Below are 22784 nucleotides of genomic sequence, written 5' to 3'. Positions count from 1 at the left end.
CTTCACCTCAACGTAGTCGTCGGCATTCGGCAAGACCGTAGTTCACATCGCTCACAGCCGGCTCACGATCGAGATCAGGATGTAGACGATGATCATCAGTACGAAGAAGGACAGGTCGAGCGCCACGCCCCCGAGACGCAGCGGCGGAATGAACCGCCGCAGAAGCTTGAGCGGTGGATCAGTGACAGTGTAGGTGGCCTCCAGAACGACCACCATCGCCTTGCCGGGTTGCCATGAGCGGGCGAACTGGAAGACATAGTCCATGACCAACCGGAAGATGAGCACGATGAGAAAGCACATCAGCGCGATGTAGACGACATCCAGAACCACGCTCATGACCTCTTGCTTCCCTCTCCCCTGTGCCCTGCTCGGTACTGCTGTTTCCGGTGGTGCGTCTCAGCTCTGGTTGAAGAACCCGCCCTCTGCGATGCGGGCCTTGTCCTCCGCCGTGACATCGACGTTAGCAGGCGACAACAGGAACACCTTCTGCGTCACCCGCTCGATACTGCCGTGAAGACCAAACACCAAACCGGCCGCAAAGTCGACAAGTCGCTTCGCATCTGTGTCATCCATCTCAGTCAGATTCATGATCACCGGGGTGCCTTCACGGAAGTGTTCCCCGATGGTACGGGCCTCGTTGTAGGTCCGCGGGTGAAGTGTGGTGATCCGGTAAGGCTCTCGTTCCGACACGACCTTGGGCATGATCACCGGTGCGTTCTTCTCCAGATTTGCGCGTTCTTGTGTGATGGATGCCACGGGCGCGATGCGCGCCGGGCGGCTGGATTCCGCGGGGAGCGAAGCGGAACGGGCGACCGGTTCGCGAGGCGCGGGCGGCTGTACGACTCGTACCTCTTCGTCCCTTTGGGACTGATGTGAGACGTGCGGCTGATGGGACGGCTCGTGCCGCCGGTGGTCCCGCTCGGGCTCCGGGTCCAGCTCGGGTTCGAAGTCGTCGTCGGGGTCGAATCCGCGGCCGTCGTACCCATCGTCCTCCACGAGGCCGAGGTAGACCGCCATCTTGCGCATCGCGCCGGCCATGCTCTGAGTCCTCCGCTCTGTGGTGGATCGGCTGACGACTTCCAAGTGCCCGCGATCCACGTGGTCCTTGAATCCGCCTATCGGCGGCAATGACCATATTTTCTGCTGTGGTCCGACTTCTTGGCGACGTTACCCGAGCCTGGGGCGGACTCCGAGTACCGCGCTGCCGACGCGCACATGTGTCGCTCCGGCCGTCACGGCCTGTTCGAGGTCCGTACTCATCCCTGCCGAGACCATGGTGGCAGCCGGATGACTCCGGCGCAGGTCGGTCGACAAATCCATCAACCGCTCGAAGGCGGCCTGTTCGCGGCCCGCGTACTCCCCGGTGAGCGGCGCGACGGTCATCAGTCCGTCGAGCCGGAGCCCGGGCGCGCCGGCCACGAGACCGGCCAACTCCCCGATGCCGCCGGGTCCGACACCGCCGCGCTCGCCCCGGCCGCTCTCACCGGCGTCGAGTGCGACCTGGATCAGGCATCCCAGTTCGCGCCCGGACCGGACGGCCTCCTTCGACAGAGCGGCAACGAGCTTGGAACGATCGACGGACTGCACGAAATTCGCGTAACCGACCACCGATCGCACCTTGTTGGTCTGGAGTTGACCCACGAAGTGCCAGGTGAGGGGCAGATCCGAGCAGGCCTCGGCCTTGGGGGCCGCGTCCTGGTCGCGGTTCTCGGCGACGTGCCGCACGCCGAGTTCCGCGAGGATCCGCACATCGCTCGCGGGGTAGGTCTTGGTGACCACGATCAGGGTCACCTCGTCGCGTGATCGCCCCGCGGCGGCGCACGCCTCGGCGATACGCCGTTCCACCTTCGCCAGATTCGCGGCGAGTTCGTCTTTGCGGTCCGTCATGCCCTATCAGTCCAGCCACACATAACCCGCGAGCCGACCGGTGGTGCGGTCGCGGCGGTATGAGAAGTGATCGCGTGACTCCAGCGTGCACACCGGCGACTGCTCCCGGTCGCGCACCCCGAGCCGTTCGAGCTGGGCGTGCACCCCGGCGCTCACGTCGACCGCCGGTGTGCCCCAACCGGTCTCGGCGTACGCCGCCGGCTCGATGGCGGACACCTCGGCGCGCATCGCCTCGGGCACCTCGTAACACCGGCCGCAGACGCTGGGCCCGGTGCGGGCGACGATCCGGGAGGGCTGGGCGCCCAGTTCCGTCATCGCGCGCAACGCGGCCGGGACGACTCCGGCGATCATGCCGGGCCGGCCCGCGTGGGCCGCGGCGGCGACTCCGGCGACGGGGTCGGCGAGCAACACCGGCACGCAGTCGGCGGTCAGCACGGCGAGGGCGAGCCCCCGCCGCGTGGTGACGATCGCGTCGACCGACGACATCGCGGTGGAAGATCCCCACGGCCCGTCCACCACCGCCACGTCGGCCCCGTGCACCTGGTTCATCCAGACCACCCGGTCCGGCTCGACGCCCAGGGACTTGGCGGCCAGCTCCCGGTTGGTACGTACGGCGTCGGGATCGTCACCGACCGCTCCGCCGAGGTTGAGCTCCTCATACGGAGCGGCGCTCACCCCGCCCCACCGGTCGGTGAAGCCGAAGTGCGCGCCGCTCGCGCTTTCGCGCTGTCCTATCACGACTGAAGGATCACTTGAGAAAGTCCGGTACGTCCAGTTCCTCGGCCGCGCTGTCCGAGTAGGTCCGCGGCGCCGGCGGGACCGGCGGGGCGACCGGGATGTCCTTGACCGGCTCCGGCGCGGGCTCCGGGTCCTCCTTCGGGGTCACGCTGCCGAGTGATCCGAAGGACGGCCGGCCTTCGGTCTGCCGGACCGGGGCCGGCTCCTCGCGCTTGGCCGAGGACGAGCCGAGGACATTGTCCCGCTTGGCCGGCGGCTGGCCGCCGTCGAAGCCGGCCGCGATCACGGTGACCCGGACCTCGTCACCGAGGGCGTCGTCGATCACCGCGCCGAAGATGATGTTGGCCTCGGGGTGGGCGGCCTCGCTCACCAGCTGGGCGGCCTCATTGATCTCGAACAGGCCGAGGTCGGAGCCACCGGAGATGGACAGGAGCACGCCGCGGGCGCCGTCGATGGACGCCTCCAGCAGCGGCGAGGAGATCGCCATCTCCGCGGCGGCCACCGCGCGGTCGTCGCCGCGGGCCGAGCCGATGCCCATCAGGGCCGAGCCGGCCTCCGACATGACCGACTTGACGTCGGCGAAGTCGAGGTTGATCAGGCCCGGGGTGGTGATGAGGTCGGTGATGCCCTGGACACCGGAGAGCAGGACCTGGTCGGCCGACTTGAAGGCGTCCAGTACCGAGACCTGGCGGTCCGAGATGGACAGCAGCCGGTCGTTCGGGATGACGATGAGGGTGTCGACCTCTTCGCGGAGTTCGGCGATGCCGTCCTCGGCCTGGTTCGCGCGACGCCGTCCCTCGAAGGTGAACGGGCGCGTCACCACACCGATGGTGAGGGCGCCGAGCGAGCGGGCGATGTTGGCCACGACGGGCGCGCCGCCGGTGCCGGTGCCGCCGCCTTCACCGGCTGTCACGAAGACCATGTCGGCCCCCTTGAGGACCTCCTCGATCTCCTCGCGGTGGTCCTCGGCGGCCTTGCGGCCGACGGCCGGGTTGGCTCCGGCGCCGAGTCCGCGGGTGAGTTCACGGCCGACGTCCAGCTTGACGTCGGCGTCGCTCATCAACAGAGCTTGCGCGTCGGTGTTGATGGCGATGAACTCGACGCCCTTGAGACCGACCTCGATCATCCGGTTGATGGCATTGACACCACCGCCGCCGACACCGATGACTTTGATGACTGCGAGGTAGTTCTGCGGTGCTGCCACGTCGAAGGCCTCTCGCCTCGAGTTACGTGTCGACGGATCAGCGTGACGCCCTGCGCCCCGCGACCCGACGACTGATGCCGAATGGGACGGTCCGTATCGCCGACCCGAACCCTAACCCTGAAGTTTAGGGTTACCAGTGTGTCTGTTCCTTGGAGTCTTCTGAACAGGACACTAAGTCGACAAGTGGCGCACGTTCAACGAACACGCCGAACCTCCCGTTTTTCTTTTCACCCTATGTGATCAGCCGTAGCACTGCCCAACCAGGGTGCTGGCCTGCGCGGATGTGCGTCAACTCCGCGATGACGCGGGCGCGGTGGGGACACTCACATCGAAGTACCGCGCATCGGGCGAGGCTTTCATCAGAGCGGTGAGCGTACGGGCCTTCGCGGCACCCTTCTCGCTGCTTCCCCAGACCACCGTGCGGCCGTCCTTCAACTCCAGCGAGATGTCGTCGTAGGAACGGACCTTGACGGTCCGTGTGTCACTCGCGACGGCGGCCGGAACCGCGCGCGCGACGCCGACCGCCTCACGCACCAGCCGGGACTCGCCGAAGCGGCGCAGGCTCGCGGCGGCGGAGCTGGAGCGGGAGAGCGTCAATTCCAGTGCGGGGACGCCTTTCGGCGCCTCGGAAACCGTGGCGAAACGGACACCTTCGTCGTCCACTTCGACGAACTTTCCGCCCTTTTGAACAATCAGAACCGGAGTCCGCTCGACCACTTTCAGGTCGATTCCCCGAGGCCAGGATCGGACCACGTCAACCGCGTCAATTCGGGGCACTTTCCGGCGCAGGCGCGTCTCGATCGCATCGGTGTCGACGGAAATCAGCGGCTTCCCGAGCGGAACCTCGGCGGCCGCCTCGACCTGAACCGGTGTCAGGACCCGGGTGCCGGACACGGAGACGTGCTCCGCGCGCAGCCAGTCGGAGCCGTAGAACAGCCAGACCGTCGGGATGCCGAGGAAGACCAGGGCGAGGCCCAGGAGGACGAGCGCGCGGATCCTGGCCCGCCTCGAGCGAAGGCGGGGCGGCGGGCCGGACGACTCCTGCTGGCGTGCACCGCGCTCGGCGGTGGTCGATCCGGCCACGCTCCCCTGCCTTCCCGTCATACGGTCCTATCGGTGTGCACGGCTGGCGGCGATCGCCTCGTACACCATGCCGACGAGCAGTTCGTCGGCGTCCCTGCGGCCGAACTCGGCCGCGGCGCGGGACATCTGGTACAGCCGGTGCGGGTCGGCGAGCACGGGCAGGACGTTCTGCTGGACCCACTCGGGGGTCAGCTCCGCGTCGTCGACCAGCAGTCCGCCGCCGGCCTTGACCACCGGCTGGGCGTTGAGCCGCTGTTCGCCATTGCCGATGGGCAGCGGGACATAGGCGGCCGGGAGCCCGACGGCGGAGAGTTCGGCGACGGTCATCGCGCCCGCGCGGCAGAGCATCATGTCGGCCGCGGCGTACGCGAGGTCCATCCGGTCCAGGTAACTTACCGGGATGTAGGGGGGCATCCCCGGCATCTGCTGGACGTGCGGCAGTTCGTTCTTCGGGCCGACGGCGTGCAGGATCTGGATTCCGGCCTGCTGGAGCCAGGGCGCGACCTGCTGGACGACCTCGTTCAGGCGGCGGGCGCCCTGGGAGCCGCCGGTGACCAGCAGCGTGGGCAGGTTCGGGTCGAGCCCGAACGCGGCCCGGGCCTCGGGGCGTACGGCGGCCCGGTCGAGGGTGGCGATAGAGCGGCGCAGCGGGATGCCGATGTAACGGGCGCCCCGCAGCTTGCTGTCGGGCGTGGAGACGGCGACCTGGCTGGCGTAGCGCGAGCCGATCTTGTTGGCCAGGCCCGGGCGGGCGTTGGCCTCGTGGATCACGATCGGCACGCCCAGGCGCTTGGCCGCGAGGTAGCCGGGCAGGGCGACGTAGCCGCCGAAGCCGACCACGGCGTCCGCCTTGGTGCGTTCCAGGATCTGCTCCGTCGCCTTGATCGTGCCGCGCAGCCGGCCCGGGACGGTGATCAGTTCCGGGGTGGGCTTGCGCGGCAGCGGAACGGCCGGGATCAGCGCGAGTTCGTACCCGCGCTCGGGTACGAGACGGGTCTCGAGGCCGCGCTCCGTGCCCAGGGCCGTGATGCCCACGCTCGGGTCCTGCCTGCGCAGGGCGTCCGCGAGGGCGAGCGCGGGCTCGATGTGGCCCGCGGTTCCTCCGCCGGCGAGTACGACATGCACCGAAATTCACCGCTCTCCGGACGAGCGTGCCGCCGAGGCACGCCGTCGCATCGTGTTCCATCTCCGGGAGACTCCGGCCGGCCTGCCCGACCGAGCGGTGCCCCCCGCCCCCCGCTTTCTACCAAAGCGGGGTTGTCGCATCGCAAGCGCCATCCGCGCAGCGGGGTCGTCACGCGCGAAGGCGATCAGCAACCCGATGGCGAACATGGTCGGCAGCAGGGCGGATCCTCCGTAGGAGAACAGCGGGAGGGGGACGCCGGCGATCGGCAACAGACCGAGCACCGCACCGATGTTGATCACGGCCTGGGCCGTGATCCAGGTGGTCACGCCTCCCGCGGCATACCTCACGAACGGATCTTCCGTGCGTCCGGCCACGCGGATACCCGCATAGCCTAGAGCCGCGAAGAGGGCGAGTACCGACAGCGTCCCCGCCAGACCCAGTTCCTCACCGGTGACGGCGAAGATGAAGTCGGTGTGAGCTTCGGGGAGTTGACCCCATTTCTCCACACTCGCACCCAGTCCGGACCCGAAGATCCCGCCCGAGGCGAGGGCGTAGATCCCGTGCACGGCCTGCCAGCAGTCGACGGGCCCCGACTGGGGCTCGGTGGCGCCCAGGCACTGCAGGCGGGCCATGCGGTTGGGGCTGGTCTTGATGAGGATCAGGCCGAGGACGGCGGCGATCGACAGCACCCCGGCGAACAGCCGCGTGGGGGCGCCGGCCAGCCACAGCAGGCCGAACAGGATGGCCGTGAGGATGATCGCCGTGCCCATGTCGCCGCCGATCATGATCAGACCGAGCAGCATGAAGGCGGCCGGCACCAGCGGCACGAGCATGTGCTTCCACTGGGTCAGCAGCCTCCTGTCCTGTTTGCGGGCGAGCAGGTCGGCGCCCCACAGCACGAGGGCGAGCTTGCCGAACTCGCTGGGCTGGATCTGGAAGGAGCCACCGAGGGCGATCCAGTTCTGGTTGCCGTTGACCGACACTCCTATGCCGGGGACCTGCACCAGGGTCATGAGGAAGACGGCGCCCGCGAGGATGGGGTAGGCGAGTGCCCGGTGCAGTTTCACCGGCATCCGCGAGGCCGCCAGCAGCAGAACGGTGCCGATGCCCGCGGCGAGCAACTGCTTGCGGAAGAAGTACGAACCGGGCAGCGACATCTGCAGCGCGGTGATCTGGGAGGCCGAGTAGACCATCACCAGCCCCAGCACGGTGATCAGCGCACTGCCGCCGAGGATCAGGTAGTAGGCGGTCAGCGGCCGGTCCCAGCCCCTGCGCACGCGGGTGTAGAGGCCGAGGACGCCGTTCTCACGGGCGTTCCGCGGCGCCACGGGGCGTTTGGGGGCGCGGGGGGTCGGGGGCCGTCCGGTGCGGCTGGTGGGCATCGCCGCTCACCCTGCCGTGCCGGAGGGGGACAACGCGCGGTGCACGCCCCCAGGCCGCTCGGGCACCAGCCACATCCGTGTCACGCGTCCCTCCCAGGTTCGCCCGGCGCGCCGCCGGGCGAGGCGGACCCGGGTCAGCCGTCGGCGGAGCCGAGCTCACGAACGGCGTCCGCGAAAGCGTCCCCGCGCTTGTTGTAGTTGGCGAACATGTCCATGGAGGCACAGGCCGGAGCCAGCAGCACCGTGTCGCCCGGGTGAGCGAGTTGCCGCGCCTCCTGAACCGCCGCGCGCATCGCCCCAGTGTCGGTCCGGTCGAGGTCGACGACGGGTACCTGCGGGGCGTGTCGCGCGAGGGCTTCCCGGATGAGCGCGCGGTCCGCGCCGATCAGCACGGCACCCCGCAGCCGCTTCGCCGACTTGGCGACCAGTTCGTCGAAGGTCGCGCCCTTCGCGAGTCCGCCCGCGATCCACACGATCGACTCGTACGCCGCCAACGAGGCTTCCGCCGCATGCGTGTTGGTGGCTTTGGAGTCGTCGACCCAGACGACCCCGTCCACGTCCGCCACGTGCGCGATGCGGTGGGCGTCCGGGGTGAACGCCCGCAGGCCGTCCCGTACGGCCCTGGCGGGCACGCCGTAGGCGCGGGCGAGGGCCGCGGCGGCGAGGGCGTTGGCGATGTTGTGCGGGGCCGGCGGATCGACGTCGGCGACCTCGGCGAGCTCCTGGGCGTTCTTCTGCCGGTTCTCGACGAAGGCGCGGTCGACCAGGATGCCTTCCACGACGCCGAGTTGGGACGGGCCGGGGGTGCCGAGGGTGAAGCCGACGGCCCGGCAGCCCTCCTCGACGTCGGCCCGGCGGACCAGGTCCTCGGTGGCCTTGTCGGCCACGTTGTAGACGCAGGCGACGCGATTGCCCTCGTAGATGCGGCCCTTGTCGGCGGCGTAGGCCTCCATGGAGCCGTGCCAGTCGAGGTGGTCCGGGGCGAGGTTCAGCACGACGGCCGAGTGGGCGCGCAGGGAGGGCGCCCAGTGCAGCTGGTAGCTGGAGAGCTCCACGGCCAGCACGTCGTACCGCTCGTCGCCGAGGACCGCGTCCAGCAGGGAGACGCCGATGTTGCCGACGGCGGCCGTGCGCAGGCCCGCCGCCTTCAGGATCGAGGCCAGCATCTGCACGGTGGTGGTCTTGCCGTTGGTGCCGGTGACGGCGAGCCAGGGGGCGGCGTCGGGGCCGCGCAGGCGCCAGGCCAGTTCGACGTCGCCCCAGACGGGGACCCCCGCCTGCCGTGCCGCCGCGAACAGCGGCTTGTCCGGCATCCAGCCGGGCGCGGTGACGATGAGCTCGGTGCCCTCGGGCAGAGTGCCGCCGTCACCGAGGCGCACGGTGATGCCGAGCGCCTCCAGCTCGGCCGCCTGCGCCCGCGCGCGCTCGTCGGCGCCGTCGTTGACGACGGTGACCCTCGCGCCGAGCCCGTGCAGCACCTTGGCCGCCGGGACGCCCGAGACGCCGAGTCCGGCGACGGTGACGTGCTTGCCCTGGAAGTCGAAGGGCTCCGAGGAGGTCACTTGTCCGCTGCCCATCCCGCATAGAAGAGGCCGAGTCCGACGATCACACAAATGCCCTGGATGATCCAGAAGCGGACCACCACGAGCACTTCGGACCAGCCCTTGAGTTCGAAGTGGTGCTGGAGTGGCGCCATCCGGAAGACACGCTTTCCGGTGAGCCGGAAGGAACCGACCTGGATGACCACGGACATGGTGATCAGGACGAAGAGGCCGCCGAGGATGGCGAGCAGCAGCTCGGTGCGCGAGCAGATCGCGAGGCCGGCGAGCACACCGCCGAGCGCCAGCGAACCGGTGTCGCCCATGAAGATCTTGGCCGGCGAGGTGTTCCACCACAGGAAGCCGAGGCAGGCACCCATCAGCGCGGAGGCGACCACCGCCAGGTCGAGGGGGTCCCGTACCTCGTAGCAGGCGCCCGGGTTGGTCAGGGTCTGCGCGTTGGCGCAGGACTCCTGGAACTGCCAGACGCCGATGAACGTGTAGGCGCCGAAGACGAGCACCGAGGCGCCGGTGGCGAGACCGTCCAGACCGTCGGTGAGGTTCACGCCGTTGGACATCGCCAGGATCATGAACAGCGCCCAGACCACGAACAGCACGGGGCCGATCGTCCAGCCGAAGTCCGTGATGAACGACAGCTTCGTGGACGCCGGGGTGTTGCCGCGGTTGTCCGCGAACTGCAGCGAGAGCACCGCGAAGGTGATGCCCACGATCAGCTGGCCGGCCATCTTGGCCTTGGCCCGCAGGCCGAGCGAACGCCGCTTGACGATCTTGATGTAGTCGTCGAGGAAACCGACCAGGCCCATGCCCACCATCAGGCCGAGCACCAGCAGACCCGAGAAGGTCGGCGCCGCGTCGGCCTCCGGGTCCACATAGCCCGTGATCACCTTGGCCAGGAAGTACGCGGCGACCGTCGCGAAGATGAAGGCGATACCGCCCATGGTCGGCGTACCGCGCTTGCTGGCGTGCTCGCGCGGGCCGTCGTCGCGGATGTACTGGCCGTAACCCTTGCGCGCGAGCAGCTTGATCAGCAGCGGGGTGCCGACCAGCGTGAGAAAGAGACCAATGACTCCTGCGAACAGGATCTGCTTCATCATCGGGCGGAAACCTCACCCTCGGCACCGGTCTCGAGCAGCGCCTGCGCCACGTTCTCGAGCCCGACCGAACGGGACGCCTTCACGAGCACGACGTCCCCCGGGCGCAGCTCGCTGCGCAACAGGTCGACCGCCGCCTGTGCGTCGGACACGTGCACCGACTCCTCACCCCACGAACCCTCGTTATATGCGCCCAGTTGCAGCCAGGCGGCTTCCCTGCCACCGACCGCGACGAGCTTGCTGACGTTGAGCCGGACGGCGAGCCGTCCGACCGCGTCGTGCTCGGCGAGAGCCTCGTCCCCGAGCTCGGCCATCTTGCCGAGCACCGCCCACGTACGACGCCCCTTGCCGATGGCCACGAGCGCGCGCAGCGCGGCCTTCATGGACTCGGGGTTCGCGTTGTAGGCGTCGTTGACGACCGTCACGCCGTCCGGGCGCTCGGTGACCTCCATCCGCCAGCGGGAGAGGGAGCCCGCCTCGGAGAGCGCCACGGCGATCTCGTCAGCGGACATGCCCAACTCGTGGGCGACGGCGGCCGCGGCGAGCGCGTTCGACACGTGGTGCTCACCGTACAGGCGCATGGTCACATCACTTGCACCGGAGGGTGTGTGAAGCCTGAACGAGGGCTGTCCGGTGTCCGTGAGTCGCACGTTCTCGGCACGAACGTCCGCTTCGCCGGACTCTCCGAAAAAGAGCACCTTCGCCTTCGTACGGGAGGCCATGGCCCGCACGTAGGGGTCGTCGGCGTTGAGGATCGCGGTGCCGCCGTCGGCCTCGGCGGGGAGGGCCTCGACGAGTTCGCCCTTGGCCTGCGCGATCTGCTCGCGACCGCCGAACTCGCCGATGTGGGCGCTGCCGACGTTGAGGACGAGACCGACCCTGGGGGGTGTCAGGCCGGTGAGGTAGCGGATGTGCCCGATGCCGCGGGCGCCCATCTCCAGGACGAGGAACCTGGTCTCCTCGGTGGCGCTGAGCGCGGTCAGCGGCAGCCCGATCTCGTTGTTGAGCGAGCCGGGCGTGAACACCGTGGGGGCCTTGCGCTGCAGCACCTGCGCGATGAGGTCCTTGGTGCTGGTCTTGCCCGCCGAGCCGGTGAGGGCGACGAGGGTGGCACCGAGACGTCGTACGACGTGCCGCGCGAGGGCGCCGAGCGCGCTCTGGACGTCGTCCACGACGATCGCGGGCACGCCGACCGGCCGGGTGCCGAGCACGGCCGCCGCTCCGGACTCGACGACCGCCGCCGCGAAGTCGTGGCCGTCCACGCGCTCCCCGGCGAAGGCGACGAAGAGGCTGCCGGGCACCGCCTCCCGGGAGTCCCGGACGACCGGTCCGGTGACCTGGACGGACGGATCCGGTATGTCGTGCGTCTGCCCGCCGACGACTTCTGCGATCTCGGCGAGGGAGAGGGCGATCACAAGTTCATCCCCTGGGTCTTCTGGATTTTCATCCCTGGGTCTTCTGGATGGCTTCGCGGAGCACCTGGCGGTCGTCGAAGGGACGGACCACCCCGGCGATGTCCTGGCCCTGCTCGTGGCCCTTGCCCGCGACCAGCACGGTGTCGCCGGGTTCGGCTCGGGCGACGGCCGCGGCGATCGCGGCGGCCCGGTCCTCGAAGACCTGCACCTCGCCGCGCTCGTGCGACGGCACGGACGCCGCGCCCTGGAGCATCGTGGCGAGGATCGCGAGGGGGTCCTCGGAGCGGGGGTTGTCGGAGGTCAGTGTGGCGGTGTCGGCGAGCCGCGCCGCGGCGGCGCCCATGGGCTCGCGCTTGGTCTTGTCCCGGTCACCACCGCAGCCGAGGACGATGTGCAGCCTGCCCTCGGTGACCTTGCGCAGGGCGCGCAGCACCGACTCGACGGCGTCGGTCTTGTGCGCGTAGTCCACGACCGCCAGGTAGGGCTGCCCGGCGTCCACGCGCTCCAGGCGGCCCGGGACGCCGGGGACGGCGGCGACACCGTCGGCGGCGGCCTGCGGGTCGAGGCCGGCGACGGCGAGGGCGACGATGGCGGCCAGGGTGTTGGCCACGTTGAAGGGCCCGGGCAGCGGCGAGGTGGCGTCGATCCGCTCGCCCTTGGGGCCGACGACGGTGAACGTCGAGTCCAGCCGGCCGACCTGGACGTCCTCGGCACGCCAGTCGGCGTCGGGGTGGCCCTCGGCGGAGTAGGTGACGACCGGGACGGTGGCCTCCTTCGCCAGCCTGCGGCCGTACTCGTCGTCGACGTTGACCACGCCGAGCTTGCCCCGTTTCGGGGTGAACAGCTGCGCCTTCGCCTGGAAGTAGTCCTCCATGTCGGAGTGGAACTCCATGTGCTCCGGGCTGAGGTTGGTGAAGACGCCGATGTCGAAGACGCAGCCGTCGACCCGGCCGAGCACCAGGGCGTGGCTGGAGACCTCCATGGCGACCGCGTCGACGCCGCGTTCGCGCATGACGGCGAACAGGGCCTGGAGGTCGGTGGCCTCGGGGGTGGTGCGCTCGGACTTGATGCGCTCGTCGCCGATGCGCATCTCGACCGTGCCGATCAGGCCGGTGGACCTGACCGTCTTCAGGCCGCCCTCGACGAGATAGGCGGTGGTGGTCTTGCCGGAGGTGCCGGTGATGCCGATCTGCAGCAGGTCCCGGCCGGGGTGGCCGTAGATCGTGGCGGCCAGCTCGCCCATCCGCCCGCGCGGGTCGTCGACGACCAGGACCGGCAGACCGGACGCGGCGGAGCGCTCGGCGCCGGTGGGGTCGGTCAGCACGGCGGCCGCGCCGAGGCCCGCGGCCTGGTTGACGAAGTCGGCGCCGTGCAGCCGGGCACCGGGGAGGGCGGCGTACAGGTCGCCGGGGCGCACGGCACGGGAGTCATGGGTGATGCCCGTGACCCCCGGGGAGCTGTCCGGCGCGGAAGCACCCAGCTGATCGGCGAGTTCCGCGAGGGGTGTGGCGGAGACCTGCGCCGGCCTGGGCGGCCCGGGGTATGTCACGGGATGGCCCTTCTGGGTGGTTTGGGACTGATCAGCGTGTGGCACGGCGGTGAGCGTACCGGGCGTACCCGCCTCCGGGCGAAGTGAGGGGCTGGGGCTGCCCTGGTTACCGGGCTCGGGGGTGATCGTTGTCACGGAGGCGGTCCTGGTGGCTCGGTGGGGCTGGGTCTGATCAGGGTGCGTCGCGCTGGTCACTGCTTGAAGGAGACGGGCAGCTTCGCGGGTTTGGCGCCGGTCGGCGGGACCTGGAGGGACTTCAGCGCGAACTCCATGACCTTCTTGTAGACGGGTCCGCAGATCTGGCCGCCGAAGTAGCTGCCCTGGGTGGCGTTCTGAATGGCGCAGTAGACGGTGACGCGGGGCTGGTCGGCGGGCGCGAATCCGGCGAACGACGAGGTGTAGCCGTGGTACTTGCCGGTGGCCGGATCCACCCGGTTGGCGGTACCCGTCTTGCCCGCGACGCGGTAGCCGGGGATGCGCGCCTTGGTGCCGGTGCCCTCCTCGTCGTCCACGACGGACTCCAGCATCTGGGCGAGGGTCTTCGCCGTCTCGGCGCTGACGACCCGGTTCTTCGCGGGCTTCGGGGCGGGGGTGAAGCGCCCGTCGGGGCCCTTGGCGCCGCGCACGAGGGTGGGTTCGACACGGACGCCGCCGTTGGCGATGGTCGAGTACACGGAAGCCGCCTGCATGGCGTTGATGGAGACGCCCTGGCCGAAAGGGATCGTGTACTGCTGCGAGGTGGACCACTTGTCGGGCGGGGCGAGGATGCCCTTGGTCTCGCCGGGGAAGCCGAGCCCCGTGTGGCTGCCGAGGCCGAACTTGCGCAGGTAGTCGTAGAGGACCTTGTTGGCCTGCGCCTGGGTTGTGCCGAGCTGGCCGGTGGCGAGGATGGTGCCGATGTTGCTGGACTTGGCGAGGACGCCGTTCAGGGTCAGGTACCAGGTCGGGTGGTCGATGTCGTCCTTGAAGAGCCGGTCGCCGCGGTGCAGCCGGTTGGGCACCACCACGTGCGTCCCCGGTGTGGCGACGTTCTCCTGGAGGACGGCCGCCATCGACATGACCTTGGCGGTGGAGCCGGGCTCGAAGGCGTCCTGGAGGGCGGCGTTGCCGAGGGCGGCCGGGTCGGCGTCGGACAGGTCGTTCGGGTCGAAGCCGGGCGAGTTGGCCATGGCGAGGATCTGCCCGGTGCGGGTGTCCTGGACGATGACGTAGCCGCGGTCGGCCGCGGACTCCTTCACCTGGTCGCTGATGGCGTTCTGGGCGGCCCACTGGATGTCGCGGTCGATGGTGAGCTCGATGTCGCTGCCGGGGACGGCGGGTGTCTCGGTGGAGCCCGCGGTGGGCACGAGACGGCCCCCGGACTGCGCGTAGCGGATCTTGCCGTCCTTGCCGGCGAGCTGCTTGTTCAGCTGCAACTCGATGCCGCCGCCGGGCTTGCCCTCGGCGTTGACCCAGCCCAGTATCCCGGCGGCGAGGTCCCCGTTGGGGTACACACGCTTGCTGGTGGCGACGGAGAAGACGCCCGAGAGGACGTTCGGCGTGGACTTGTCCGTCTCCGCCTTCTTGGCGAGCGCCGACTTGAGGTCCTTGATCTGCTTCCAGACCTGCGGGGTCTGACGGGAGGCCAGTTTGACGTAGCGCAGGGCCGTGTTCTTCGGCCGCAGCTTCTCGACCAGGCTGTCCTGCTCCTGGCCGAGGATCGGCGCGAGGAGGGCGGCCGCCTGCTCCGGGCCGTCCTCGATCTTCAGCTGGCGGGGGGCGAACATCGTGGGGTCGGCGGTGATGTCGTAGGCGTCCTCACTGGTCGCGAGGGCCACTCCGGAGCGGTCGGTGATCTCGCCCCGGTCCGCGGCGAGGATCTGCCCGACGTAGCGGTTCTGCTCGGCCTTGGCGGCGTACGTGCTCGCGTCGACGGCCTGCACCTGGAACAGCCGTACGACGAAGGCGGTCAGGACCAGGGTGAGCGCGAGTCCGACCAGGCGCAGGCGGGGGCGGGGGCTGCCGAGCCTCAGCGGCTTGGGCGGCGCCGGGGGGCGGCCCTGCCCCGGCCGCCGGGCCGGACGGGCACCGGGGCCGGGACGGCGCCGGGCGTCGGGGCGAGCGGGCCTGGCGGGGGCGGGCACGCGGCGACGCGGCGGTTCCCTGTCGGACACTTCCGTCACCTGCCGGGGGTCGGGGTGGGGCCGTCGGTCATGGCCTCGGGGGCGAGGACCAGGGGCGTGTACACGGAGGTCTGCCCGGCACCGGTGGCCGCGCCGGGGACACCTTTGACGGTGCCGTCGGGATCGAGGAAGGCGGGATCGCCGCCGGGCACCATGCCGAGCTCGCGGGCGCGGCGCTGGAGGGCGTCGGGGGCGGAGTAGGCGTCGATGTCCCGCTGGAGGGCCTGCTCCTCGTCGGTGAGGCTCTTGGTCCCGCGCTGGAGGTCGTCGAGTTCGAACGCGCCTTCACTGAGGGCCGAGTTCAGCACGAGCAGGCAGATGAGACCGCCGCCGAGCAGGAGGACGACCAGGAGGACGAAGGGCGTGCGGGCCGCCTGCCCCTGGCCGGTCGGGAGGAGCCGCGCGAGGCGGGCCGCCCTCCCCTTCAGTTCGGGTTTGCCGCTCACGCACGCTCCCTCGGTCCGGCCTGCACACGCCTCACTCGACGTCCTCCCTGATGCGCTGGGCCCCGCGCAGCCGCGCCGGTGCCGCCCGTCGGTTCTCGGCGATCTCCTCTTCCGTGGGGAGTTCGGCACCGCGCGTGAGCAGCTTGAGCCTCGGCTGGTAGCGCTCGGGGACGACGGGCAGTCCGGGCGGCGCGGTGGTGGCCGCGCCCGCCGCGAAGACCTGCTTGACCAGCCGGTCCTCCAGCGAGTGGTACGACAGCACCGCGATCCGCCCGCCCACGTCGAGTGCCTTGACGGCGGCGGGGATCGCGCGCTCCAGCACGGAGAGCTCGCCGTTGACCTCGATGCGCAGGGCCTGGAAGGTGCGCTTGGCCGGGTTGCCGCCGGTGCGCTTGGCGGCCTGCGGCAGGGCGTCGCGGATCAGCTCCACCAGCCGCGCGCTGTTGCTGAACGGCTCCTTCGCCCGCTCGCGCACGATCGCGCTCACGATCCGCTTGGCCTGCTTCTCCTCGCCGTACGCCCGGAGGATCCGCACCAGTTCGCCCGGCGGGTAGGTGTTGAGGACCTCGGCGGCGCTGACGCCGGTCGTCTGGTCCATGCGCATGTCGAGCGGGGCGTCCTGGGCGTAGGCGAAGCCGCGTTCGGCCTCGTCGAGCTGCATGGAGGAGACGCCCAGGTCGAACAGGACGCCCTGCACGCGCGCGATGCCGAGCCGGTCGAGCACCTCGGGGAGCTCGTCGTAGACGGCGTGGACGAGGGTCGCGCGCTCGCCGTGGGGGGCGAGGCGCTCGCCGGACAGCCGCAGGGCCTCCTTGTCGCGGTCGAGCGCGACGAGCCGGACGCCGGGGAACCGCTCGAGGAGCGCCTCGCTGTGGCCGCCGAGGCCGAGGGTGCAGTCGGCGACCACGGCGTCCGGGCCCTCCAGGGCGGGTGCCAGCAGGTCCAGGCACCGCTGGAGCATCACCGGGACGTGTCGACTCTCGCTCAAGGGGCCCTCTCAGATCCGGCGCGGTCGTCCGCACCGCCGGGTCCCCGCCCGCTGGTGAACATGAGGCCCGCCGTCGCCGGAAGCGTCAGCCGACCGGGAGCGGGAGGAGGCCGAGCCGTGCGTACGCGCCGCGCACGCGGGGAGATCACCGGTCGTCGCCGGGGTCTTGTGAAGAACATCAGTCCAGCGGGGAGAGTCTCGCCTCCCGCTTCGCGTCACTTTAGTCCACCCTGTCGCCCGGTCAATCAACCGGCCTGCGCGTCGCCGCCGTTCACGCGGAGACCGGGGCACCACCCTTGTGGGTTACCTCACACACCTCACTCGACGGCATTCTTTGTTCACTTCCACAGGAGGCCTGGACAGGGTGTGACCAGTAACGTCATAGCTATGACGACTTCTGCATCGGTTCCCACAGGTTCGGAGAGCGCCATGAAGGCCGGCGGCACGGTCACCGACCGTCTCGTGGAGGCCAACGCCCGGTACGCGGACGCCTTCACGGACCCGGGGATGGACGCCCGGCCCGTGCTGCACGTCGCCGTCGTGGCCTGCATGGACGCCCGTCTCGACCTGCACGCGGCGCTCGGCCTGGAGCTGGGTGACTGCCACACGATCCGCAACGCGGGCGGTGTCGTCACCGACGACGTGATCCGCTCCCTCACCATCAGCCAGCGCAAGCTCGGCACCCGCAGCGTGGTGCTCATCCACCACACCGGCTGCGGCCTGGAGAGCCTCACCGAGGACTTCCGCAACGAGCTGGAGGCCGAGGTCGGCCAGCGTCCGGCGTGGGCCGTGGAGTCCTTCCGGGACGTCGACCAGGACGTGCGGCAGTCGATGCAGCGCGTGCGCACCTCGCCGTTCGTGCCGCACACCGACGACGTGCGCGGATTCGTGTTCGACGTGAAGACCGGCCTGCTGCGGGAGGTCGACCCGGTCGCCTGATGCCCGCCCGCCGACCCGGGCGCCGGGGGGCGCCCGCCCCGGAGGGCCACCCGCCGCAGCTGTCGAAAGCCTGTCAGTCGCGTGTTCGAATGATCGTAAGACCGACATATCGCGGCCAGTTGTCCACAGTCGAGTGACACGAATCGGTAACGGCAGCAAGAATGCGGGGGTGACGTCGCGCGGAACCATTCCCGCGGGGTGTCCGTGGTTGGGGTGGGCCGGCCCGCGTCATGCGGCGTCGGCCCGGGAAAATGGGGTATCCCGTGCTCCCCGGGAGCACGGGAAAGGCCGAGGAGGGCCGGGTGACGACCTATGACGATCGAGCGAGCCTCACTGATCTGACCGCCGTGGTGGAGCGCGTGCGGGAGTCGGTGGAAGGCGTGATCGAGGGCAAGCCCGAGGTCGTACGGCTCTCGCTGACCGTGCTGCTGGCCGAGGGACATCTGCTGATCGAGGACGTCCCGGGTGTCGGCAAGACGATGCTGGCCAAGGCGCTGGCTCGGTCCATCGACTGCTCGGTGCGGCGCATCCAGTTCACGCCGGACCTGCTGCCGTCGGACATCACCGGTGTGTCCATCTGGGACCAGCAGCGCCGCGACTTCGAGTTCAAGCCGGGCGCGATCTTCGCGCAGGTGGTGATCGGCGACGAGATCAACCGCGCCTCGCCCAAGACGCAGTCCGCGCTCCTGGAGTCCATGGAGGAGCGCCAGGTCACCATCGACGGCAAGACCTACGAGCTGCCCAGCCCCTTCATGGTGGTGGCGACGCAGAACCCGGTCGAGATGGAGGGCACCTACCCGCTGCCGGAGGCCCAGCGCGACCGCTTCATGGCCCGGGTCTCGGTCGGTTACCCGAGCGCCGAGGCCGAGCTGCAGATGCTGGACGTCCACGGCGGCGTCTCGCCGCTGGAGGACCTCCAGCCCGTGGCCCACGCGCACGAGATCCTCAAGCTGGTCGAGGCGGTGCGCGGGGTCCATGTCGCCGAGCCGATCCGGCGCTACGCGGTCGACCTGGTCGGCGCCACGCGCACGCACCCCGAGCTGAGACTGGGCGCCTCCCCGCGCGCCACGCTGCACCTGCTGCGCGCGGCGAAGGCGTCCGCCGCCCTCAGCGGCCGGGAGTACGCGCTGCCGGACGACGTGCAGGGCCTGGCCGTCGCCGTCCTGGCCCACCGTCTGCTGCCCACCGCCCAGGCCCAGCTCAACCGGCGCACCGCCGAGCAGGTCGTCGAGGAAATCCTGCAGCGCACGCCCGTACCGGCGGCGCCGCCGCAGCAGAGCGGCTTCGGCGGCCTCGGCCGTCCGGCGCCGGCGTATCCCCAGCAGCCGCCGCGGAGACTGTGATGACCACCGCGGGGACGGGGCACGCGGAAGCCGACCGGGGCGAGAAGGGCGGCATCCGCACCGCTCTGGCCGGTCTGACCACCCGCGGACGCTCCTTTCTGGCCGCCGGCGTCGCGGCCGCCGTCTGTTCGTACGTGCTCGGGCAGAGCGACCTGCTGCGCGTGGGGCTGCTGCTGGCGGTGCTGCCGCTGGTGTGCGCGGCGGTGCTGTACCGCACGCGCTACCGGGTCGCAGGCAGCCGCCGGCTCTCCCCCGCGCGCGTGCCCGCCGGCAGCGAGGCCAGGGTCCACCTGCGGATGGACAACGTCTCGCGACTGCCCACGGGCCTGCTGATGCTCCAGGACCGGGTGCCGTACGTGCTCGGCCCCCGGCCGCGTTTCGTGCTCGACCGGGTGGAGGCGGGGGGCCGGCGCGAGGTCTCCTACCGGGTCCGCTCCGACCTGCGCGGCCGTTACCCGCTGGGCCCGCTCCAGCTGCGCCTGACCGACCCGTTCGGCATGTGCGAGCTGACCCGCTCCTTCTCGGCGCACGACACCCTCACGGTCATCCCGCGGGTGGAGCCGCTGGCGCCGGTGCGCCTCAGCGGCGAGGCGAAGGGGTACGGCGACGGACGGCAGCGTTCGCTCGCGCTGGCCGGCGAGGACGACATGATCCCGCGCGGCTACCGCTACGGCGACGATCTGCGCCGCGTGCACTGGCGCTCCACCGCCCGCTACGGCGAGCTGATGGTGCGCCGCGAGGAGCAGCCCCAGCGCGCCCGCTGCACGGTGCTGCTGGACACCCGCGCCATCGCCTACCGGGGCGCGGGGCCGGACTCGGCCTTCGAGTGGGCCGTGTCGGGCGCCGCGTCCCTGCTGGTGCACATGCTCGAACGCGGCTACTCGGTACGGCTGCTGACGGACACCGGAAACGCGGTGCCCGGCGAGGGCGGGGACGGCTTCGCGGGCGCGAGCCAGGAGTCGGCCGACGCGGCCGGCCAGATGATGGACACCCTCGCGGTGATCGACCACTCGGACGGCGCGGGCCTGTCCCGGGCCTACGACGTGCTGCGCGGCGGGAACGAAGGGCTCCTCGTGGCCTTCCTCGGCGACCTGGACGAGGAGCAGGCGGCCGTGCTGGGCCGGATGCGGCAGCGCAGCCCGGGCGCGGTCGCCTTCCTGCTGGACAGCGACACCTGGCTGCGGGAACCGGGCGACGTGCCCAGCCCGTTGGACAGGAGCGGCGACCGGCTGCGCATGCTGCGCGAGGCGGGGTGGACGGCCCTGCGCGTACCGCAGGGCACCTCGGTGGACGAGTTGTGGCGCCAGGCGGACCGGGAGCGCAGTGGCCTGGCCGCCGCGAGCGGCGGGGAGGGACCGTGATGAGCGGGCGGGTACGACTGACGCTGGGGGCGTGGGCGGCCACGCTGATGGCCGCGTGTGCCCTGCTGCCTCTGGTCAGACCGGCCACGTGGATCGTGCAGGCGGCCTTCCTGCTGGCCCTGCAGTCGGGCGTGGGCGCCCTCGGCCGCAGGGTGCCGCTGCCCCGGCCGCTGACGGTGGCGGCGCAGGCCGTGGTCACCGTGATGCTGCTGACCTTCGTCTTCGCCCGGGGCCAGGCCCTGGCCGGGGTGATCCCGGGACCGCAGGCCGTCGACCGCTTCGCGCTCCTGTTCGAGCAGGGCGGTAACGACATCGCGCGGTACGCGATCCCGGCCCCCCTGGAGTCCGACGGCATCCGACTGATGCTCATCGGCGGGGTCCTGATCATCGGCCTGCTGGTGGACGCCCTCGCGGTGACCTTCCGCAGCGCCGCCCCGGCCGGGCTGCCCCTGCTCGCGCTGTACTCCGTGGCCGCGGGACTGTCCGACGGGGGCACGGACTGGCTGTGGTTCCTGGTGGCGGCGGCCGGCTATCTGATGCTGCTGCTGGCCGAGGGCCAGGACCGGCTCTCCCAGTGGGGCCGGGTCTTCGGCGGCGCTCCGCGCACATCCGGCGGGGAACCGGGCGGCGCCGTCGCCCCGGTCCGCGCCGGTCGGCGCATCGGTGTGGTCGCGCTGGGCATCGCGCTGGTGGTGCCGCTGGGCCTGCCCGCGATGAACGGCGGCCTGCTGGACTCCGTGGGAGCGGGCGCGGGCGGCGGTCCCGGCGGCGGGGGCACGATCTCCGCCGTGAACCCGCTGGTGTCGCTGCGGGACAGCCTGAACGTGGACGAGGACCAGCAGGTGCTGTCCGTGCGGACCAAGATGGAAGACGTCTCGGACCTGTATCTGCGGATCGTGTCCCTGGACGACTTCGACGGCACCACCTGGAAGCCGTCCCGGCGGTCCATCACCGCCGTGCCCGACGGCGCCTTCCCGGATCCGGTCGGCCTCAGCCCGGACGTCAAGCGCACCGAGGTCGACACCACGATCAGCGCGGCGGACTGGTACGCCCAGGACTGGCTGCCCATGCCCTACCCGCCGAGCGACGTGCGCATCAGCGGCAACTGGCGGTACGAGCCGGTGGGCATGACGCTGGTCGGCGACCACGGGCAGAACACGCGGGGCCTGACGTACCAGGTCAGGAGCCTGGACGTGCAGCCGACGGCGGAGCAGCTGGCCTCGGCGGGACCGCCGCCCGAGGACATCGAGCGTGACTTCACCGAGTTGCCCGACTCGCTGCCGTCGGTGGTCGGCCGCACCGCCCGCCAGGTCACCGCGGGGGCCGCCGACCCGTACGGCCAGGCGGTCAAGTTGCAGGACTGGTTCGCCGTGACGGGCGGCTTCGAGTACGACACGCAGGTGCAGGTCGGCAGCGGCTCGCAGGCCATCGCCCGCTTCCTGAAGGACAAGCAGGGCTTCTGCGTGCACTTCTCCTTCGCGATGGCGGCGATGGCCCGCTCCCTGGGCATACCGGCCCGGGTCGCGGTGGGCTTCGCGCCCGGTTCCCCGCAGTCGGACGGTTCGGTGTCGGTCGGGCTGCGGGACGCGCACGCCTGGCCCGAGCTCTACTTCGAGGGCGTGGGCTGGACCCGTTTCGAGCCTACGCCGACCCGCGGCTCGATCCCCGCGTACACCGTGCCGGACAGCCCGGACAGCTCGGTGCCGGACGAGGTGCGTCCCTCCCGGTCGGCGTCCGCCGCGCCGTCCGCGACGCCCTCGGCGAGCGAGACCTGCACGCCGGAGCAGAAGAAGCTGGACGGCGGCTGCGCTAGCCAGTCGCCGCAGGCGGCGCTGCCCACGGACGACGACGGCCCGAAGTGGTACGCCTTCGCGCTCTGGGGCCTCGCCGGTCTCGCCGTCCTGGCACTCCCCTCGGCGCCCATGCTGTGGCGGCTGCGGACGCGCAGGGCACGGCTGGGGGCGCACGGCCGCAGTGAGGCGGACGCGGCGCTGTACACGCTGGCCGCCTGGCAGGAGCTGACCGACACGGCGTGGGACTTCGGCATCACGCCGGACGAGTCCCGGACACCGCGCAAGGCGGCCGACCGTATCGTCCGGCTGGGCGACCTCGACGCGACGGCCGCGGCCTCGGTGCACCGGGTGGCGAACGCGGTGGAGCAGGTCCTGTACGCACCCCACCCCCGTCCGACGGCGGGCCTCACGGACGACGTCCACCGAGTGACGGCGCGTCTCGGCGCGGCCGCCGGGCGTCCGGCCAGGGTCCGCGCGCTGCTGGCCCCCCGCTCCACCGTTCGTGTGGTGTGGGCGGCGTCGGCCTGGTGGACGAGGGTCCGGGAACGCGCCGTGGCACTGCGGCCGACGTGGCGCAAGGCGTCGGGACAGCAGGGCTGAGGCGGCCGGAGCGGGTCGGGCCAGCCGGATCGGGTGCATCGGCCGTGCGGGTGCGCCGGCCGGTCCTGCGACCGGCAGGCCCTGCTGGAGAGCGAGTGTCCTGAGGCGGTCGGCGGTG

The 22784-nt window shown here is 71.0% G+C and carries 19 protein-coding genes; 4 read left to right on the top strand and 15 right to left on the bottom strand.

Annotation, left to right across the window (positions count from 1 at the left end):
• Positions 1–51: 51 nt before the first annotated feature.
• The 15 genes from QNO09_RS09645 to rsmH form a co-directional block, all read right to left on the bottom strand.
• A complete protein-coding gene (locus QNO09_RS09645) occupies positions 52–336 on the bottom strand; it encodes a YggT family protein (RefSeq protein WP_007448661.1) in 285 nt (94 codons plus the stop codon).
• A 60-nt stretch (positions 337–396) separates the two neighbouring features.
• Positions 397–1038 carry a cell division protein SepF gene (locus QNO09_RS09640; protein ID WP_283969674.1) on the bottom strand — a complete coding sequence of 214 codons (642 nt, stop codon included), beginning with the start codon at positions 1036–1038 and terminating at the stop codon, positions 397–399.
• Positions 1039–1167: 129 nt separating this feature from the next.
• Complete coding sequence (locus QNO09_RS09635; protein ID WP_283969673.1) at positions 1168–1887, bottom strand: YggS family pyridoxal phosphate-dependent enzyme; 720 nt, start codon at positions 1885–1887, stop codon at positions 1168–1170.
• Positions 1888–1893: 6 nt separating this feature from the next.
• Positions 1894–2625, bottom strand: coding sequence for a peptidoglycan editing factor PgeF (gene pgeF, locus QNO09_RS09630; RefSeq protein ID WP_283969672.1), 732 nt, complete (start codon positions 2623–2625; stop codon positions 1894–1896).
• Between the two features lie 10 nt (positions 2626–2635).
• Positions 2636–3829, bottom strand: coding sequence for a cell division protein FtsZ (gene ftsZ / locus QNO09_RS09625; protein ID WP_283969671.1), 1194 nt, complete (start codon positions 3827–3829; stop codon positions 2636–2638).
• A 288-nt stretch (positions 3830–4117) separates the two neighbouring features.
• Positions 4118–4912, bottom strand: a complete 795-nt coding sequence (locus tag QNO09_RS09620; RefSeq protein WP_283969670.1) for a cell division protein FtsQ/DivIB — start codon at positions 4910–4912, stop codon at positions 4118–4120.
• A gap of 27 nt (positions 4913–4939) precedes the next feature.
• Positions 4940–6037 carry an undecaprenyldiphospho-muramoylpentapeptide beta-N-acetylglucosaminyltransferase gene (gene murG, locus QNO09_RS09615; protein WP_283969669.1) on the bottom strand — a complete coding sequence of 366 codons (1098 nt, stop codon included), beginning with the start codon at positions 6035–6037 and terminating at the stop codon, positions 4940–4942.
• Between the two features lie 6 nt (positions 6038–6043).
• Positions 6044–7420: a putative lipid II flippase FtsW gene (gene ftsW, locus QNO09_RS09610; protein ID WP_283969668.1), complete on the bottom strand. Its 1377-nt coding sequence runs from the start codon at positions 7418–7420 to the stop codon at positions 6044–6046.
• Positions 7421–7554: 134 nt separating this feature from the next.
• Positions 7555–8997 (bottom strand): UDP-N-acetylmuramoyl-L-alanine--D-glutamate ligase, encoded by a 1443-nt coding sequence (murD, locus tag QNO09_RS09605; protein WP_283969667.1) that lies wholly within the window; start codon positions 8995–8997, stop codon positions 7555–7557.
• Complete coding sequence (gene mraY / locus QNO09_RS09600; RefSeq protein WP_283969829.1) at positions 8979–10070, bottom strand: phospho-N-acetylmuramoyl-pentapeptide-transferase; 1092 nt, start codon at positions 10068–10070, stop codon at positions 8979–8981. Before mraY ends, murD begins: the two co-directional genes overlap by 19 nt.
• Positions 10070–11485 carry a UDP-N-acetylmuramoyl-tripeptide--D-alanyl-D-alanine ligase gene (locus QNO09_RS09595; protein WP_283969666.1) on the bottom strand — a complete coding sequence of 472 codons (1416 nt, stop codon included), beginning with the start codon at positions 11483–11485 and terminating at the stop codon, positions 10070–10072. Before QNO09_RS09595 ends, mraY begins: the two co-directional genes overlap by 1 nt.
• A gap of 28 nt (positions 11486–11513) precedes the next feature.
• The gene (locus QNO09_RS09590) at positions 11514–13034 is read right to left on the bottom strand and encodes a UDP-N-acetylmuramoyl-L-alanyl-D-glutamate--2,6-diaminopimelate ligase (protein WP_283969665.1); all 1521 of its coding nucleotides are present in this window, start codon (positions 13032–13034) and stop codon (positions 11514–11516) included.
• A 191-nt stretch (positions 13035–13225) separates the two neighbouring features.
• Entirely contained in the window at positions 13226–15187 is a 1962-nt protein-coding gene (locus tag QNO09_RS09585; protein ID WP_283969664.1) for a peptidoglycan D,D-transpeptidase FtsI family protein, read from the bottom strand.
• A gap of 5 nt (positions 15188–15192) precedes the next feature.
• Positions 15193–15642 (bottom strand): cell division protein FtsL, encoded by a 450-nt coding sequence (ftsL, locus tag QNO09_RS09580; RefSeq protein WP_283969663.1) that lies wholly within the window; start codon positions 15640–15642, stop codon positions 15193–15195.
• A gap of 31 nt (positions 15643–15673) precedes the next feature.
• Positions 15674–16630: a 16S rRNA (cytosine(1402)-N(4))-methyltransferase RsmH gene (gene rsmH / locus QNO09_RS09575; protein ID WP_283969662.1), complete on the bottom strand. Its 957-nt coding sequence runs from the start codon at positions 16628–16630 to the stop codon at positions 15674–15676.
• A 387-nt stretch (positions 16631–17017) separates the two neighbouring features.
• On the opposite strand from rsmH, the gene QNO09_RS09570 reads away from it, so the two are divergent.
• The 4 genes from QNO09_RS09570 to QNO09_RS09555 all read left to right on the top strand — a co-directional run bounded on the left by QNO09_RS09570 (position 17018) and on the right by QNO09_RS09555 (position 22666).
• Positions 17018–17569 (top strand): beta-class carbonic anhydrase, encoded by a 552-nt coding sequence (locus QNO09_RS09570; RefSeq protein WP_283969661.1) that lies wholly within the window; start codon positions 17018–17020, stop codon positions 17567–17569.
• A gap of 302 nt (positions 17570–17871) precedes the next feature.
• Positions 17872–18912: an AAA family ATPase gene (locus QNO09_RS09565; protein ID WP_283969660.1), complete on the top strand. Its 1041-nt coding sequence runs from the start codon at positions 17872–17874 to the stop codon at positions 18910–18912.
• Entirely contained in the window at positions 18912–20273 is a 1362-nt protein-coding gene (locus tag QNO09_RS09560; protein ID WP_283969659.1) for a DUF58 domain-containing protein, read from the top strand. Before QNO09_RS09565 ends, QNO09_RS09560 begins: the two co-directional genes overlap by 1 nt.
• A complete protein-coding gene (locus QNO09_RS09555; protein WP_283969658.1) occupies positions 20273–22666 on the top strand; it encodes a transglutaminase TgpA family protein in 2394 nt (797 codons plus the stop codon). The genes QNO09_RS09560 and QNO09_RS09555 overlap by 1 nt, the downstream gene beginning before the upstream one ends.
• Positions 22667–22784 lie beyond the last annotated feature (118 nt).

The organism is Streptomyces sp. 378 (assembly GCF_030124145.1).
Lineage (GTDB): Bacteria > Actinomycetota > Actinomycetes > Streptomycetales > Streptomycetaceae > Streptomyces.
Note: the sequence above shows the minus strand (reverse complement) of the source record. Positions and strands in the feature narration are given on the sequence as shown.

Excerpts from the sequence above, each read along its gene's own strand:
- QNO09_RS09640 (WP_283969674.1), bottom strand. The coding sequence starts at position 1,038 with ATGGCCGGCGCGATGCGCAAGATGGCGGTCTACCTCGGCCTCGTGGAG.
- QNO09_RS09570 (WP_283969661.1), top strand. The coding sequence starts at position 17,018 with ATGACGACTTCTGCATCGGTTCCCACAGGTTCGGAGAGCGCCATGAAG.
- ftsW (WP_283969668.1), bottom strand. The coding sequence starts at position 7,420 with ATGCCCACCAGCCGCACCGGACGGCCCCCGACCCCCCGCGCCCCCAAA.
- QNO09_RS09555 (WP_283969658.1), top strand. The coding sequence starts at position 20,273 with ATGAGCGGGCGGGTACGACTGACGCTGGGGGCGTGGGCGGCCACGCTG.
- murD (WP_283969667.1), bottom strand. The coding sequence starts at position 8,997 with ATGGGCAGCGGACAAGTGACCTCCTCGGAGCCCTTCGACTTCCAGGGC.
- mraY (WP_283969829.1), bottom strand. The coding sequence starts at position 10,070 with ATGAAGCAGATCCTGTTCGCAGGAGTCATTGGTCTCTTTCTCACGCTG.
- QNO09_RS09635 (WP_283969673.1), bottom strand. The coding sequence starts at position 1,887 with ATGACGGACCGCAAAGACGAACTCGCCGCGAATCTGGCGAAGGTGGAA.
- QNO09_RS09645 (WP_007448661.1), bottom strand. The coding sequence starts at position 336 with ATGAGCGTGGTTCTGGATGTCGTCTACATCGCGCTGATGTGCTTTCTC.
- QNO09_RS09560 (WP_283969659.1), top strand. The coding sequence starts at position 18,912 with ATGACCACCGCGGGGACGGGGCACGCGGAAGCCGACCGGGGCGAGAAG.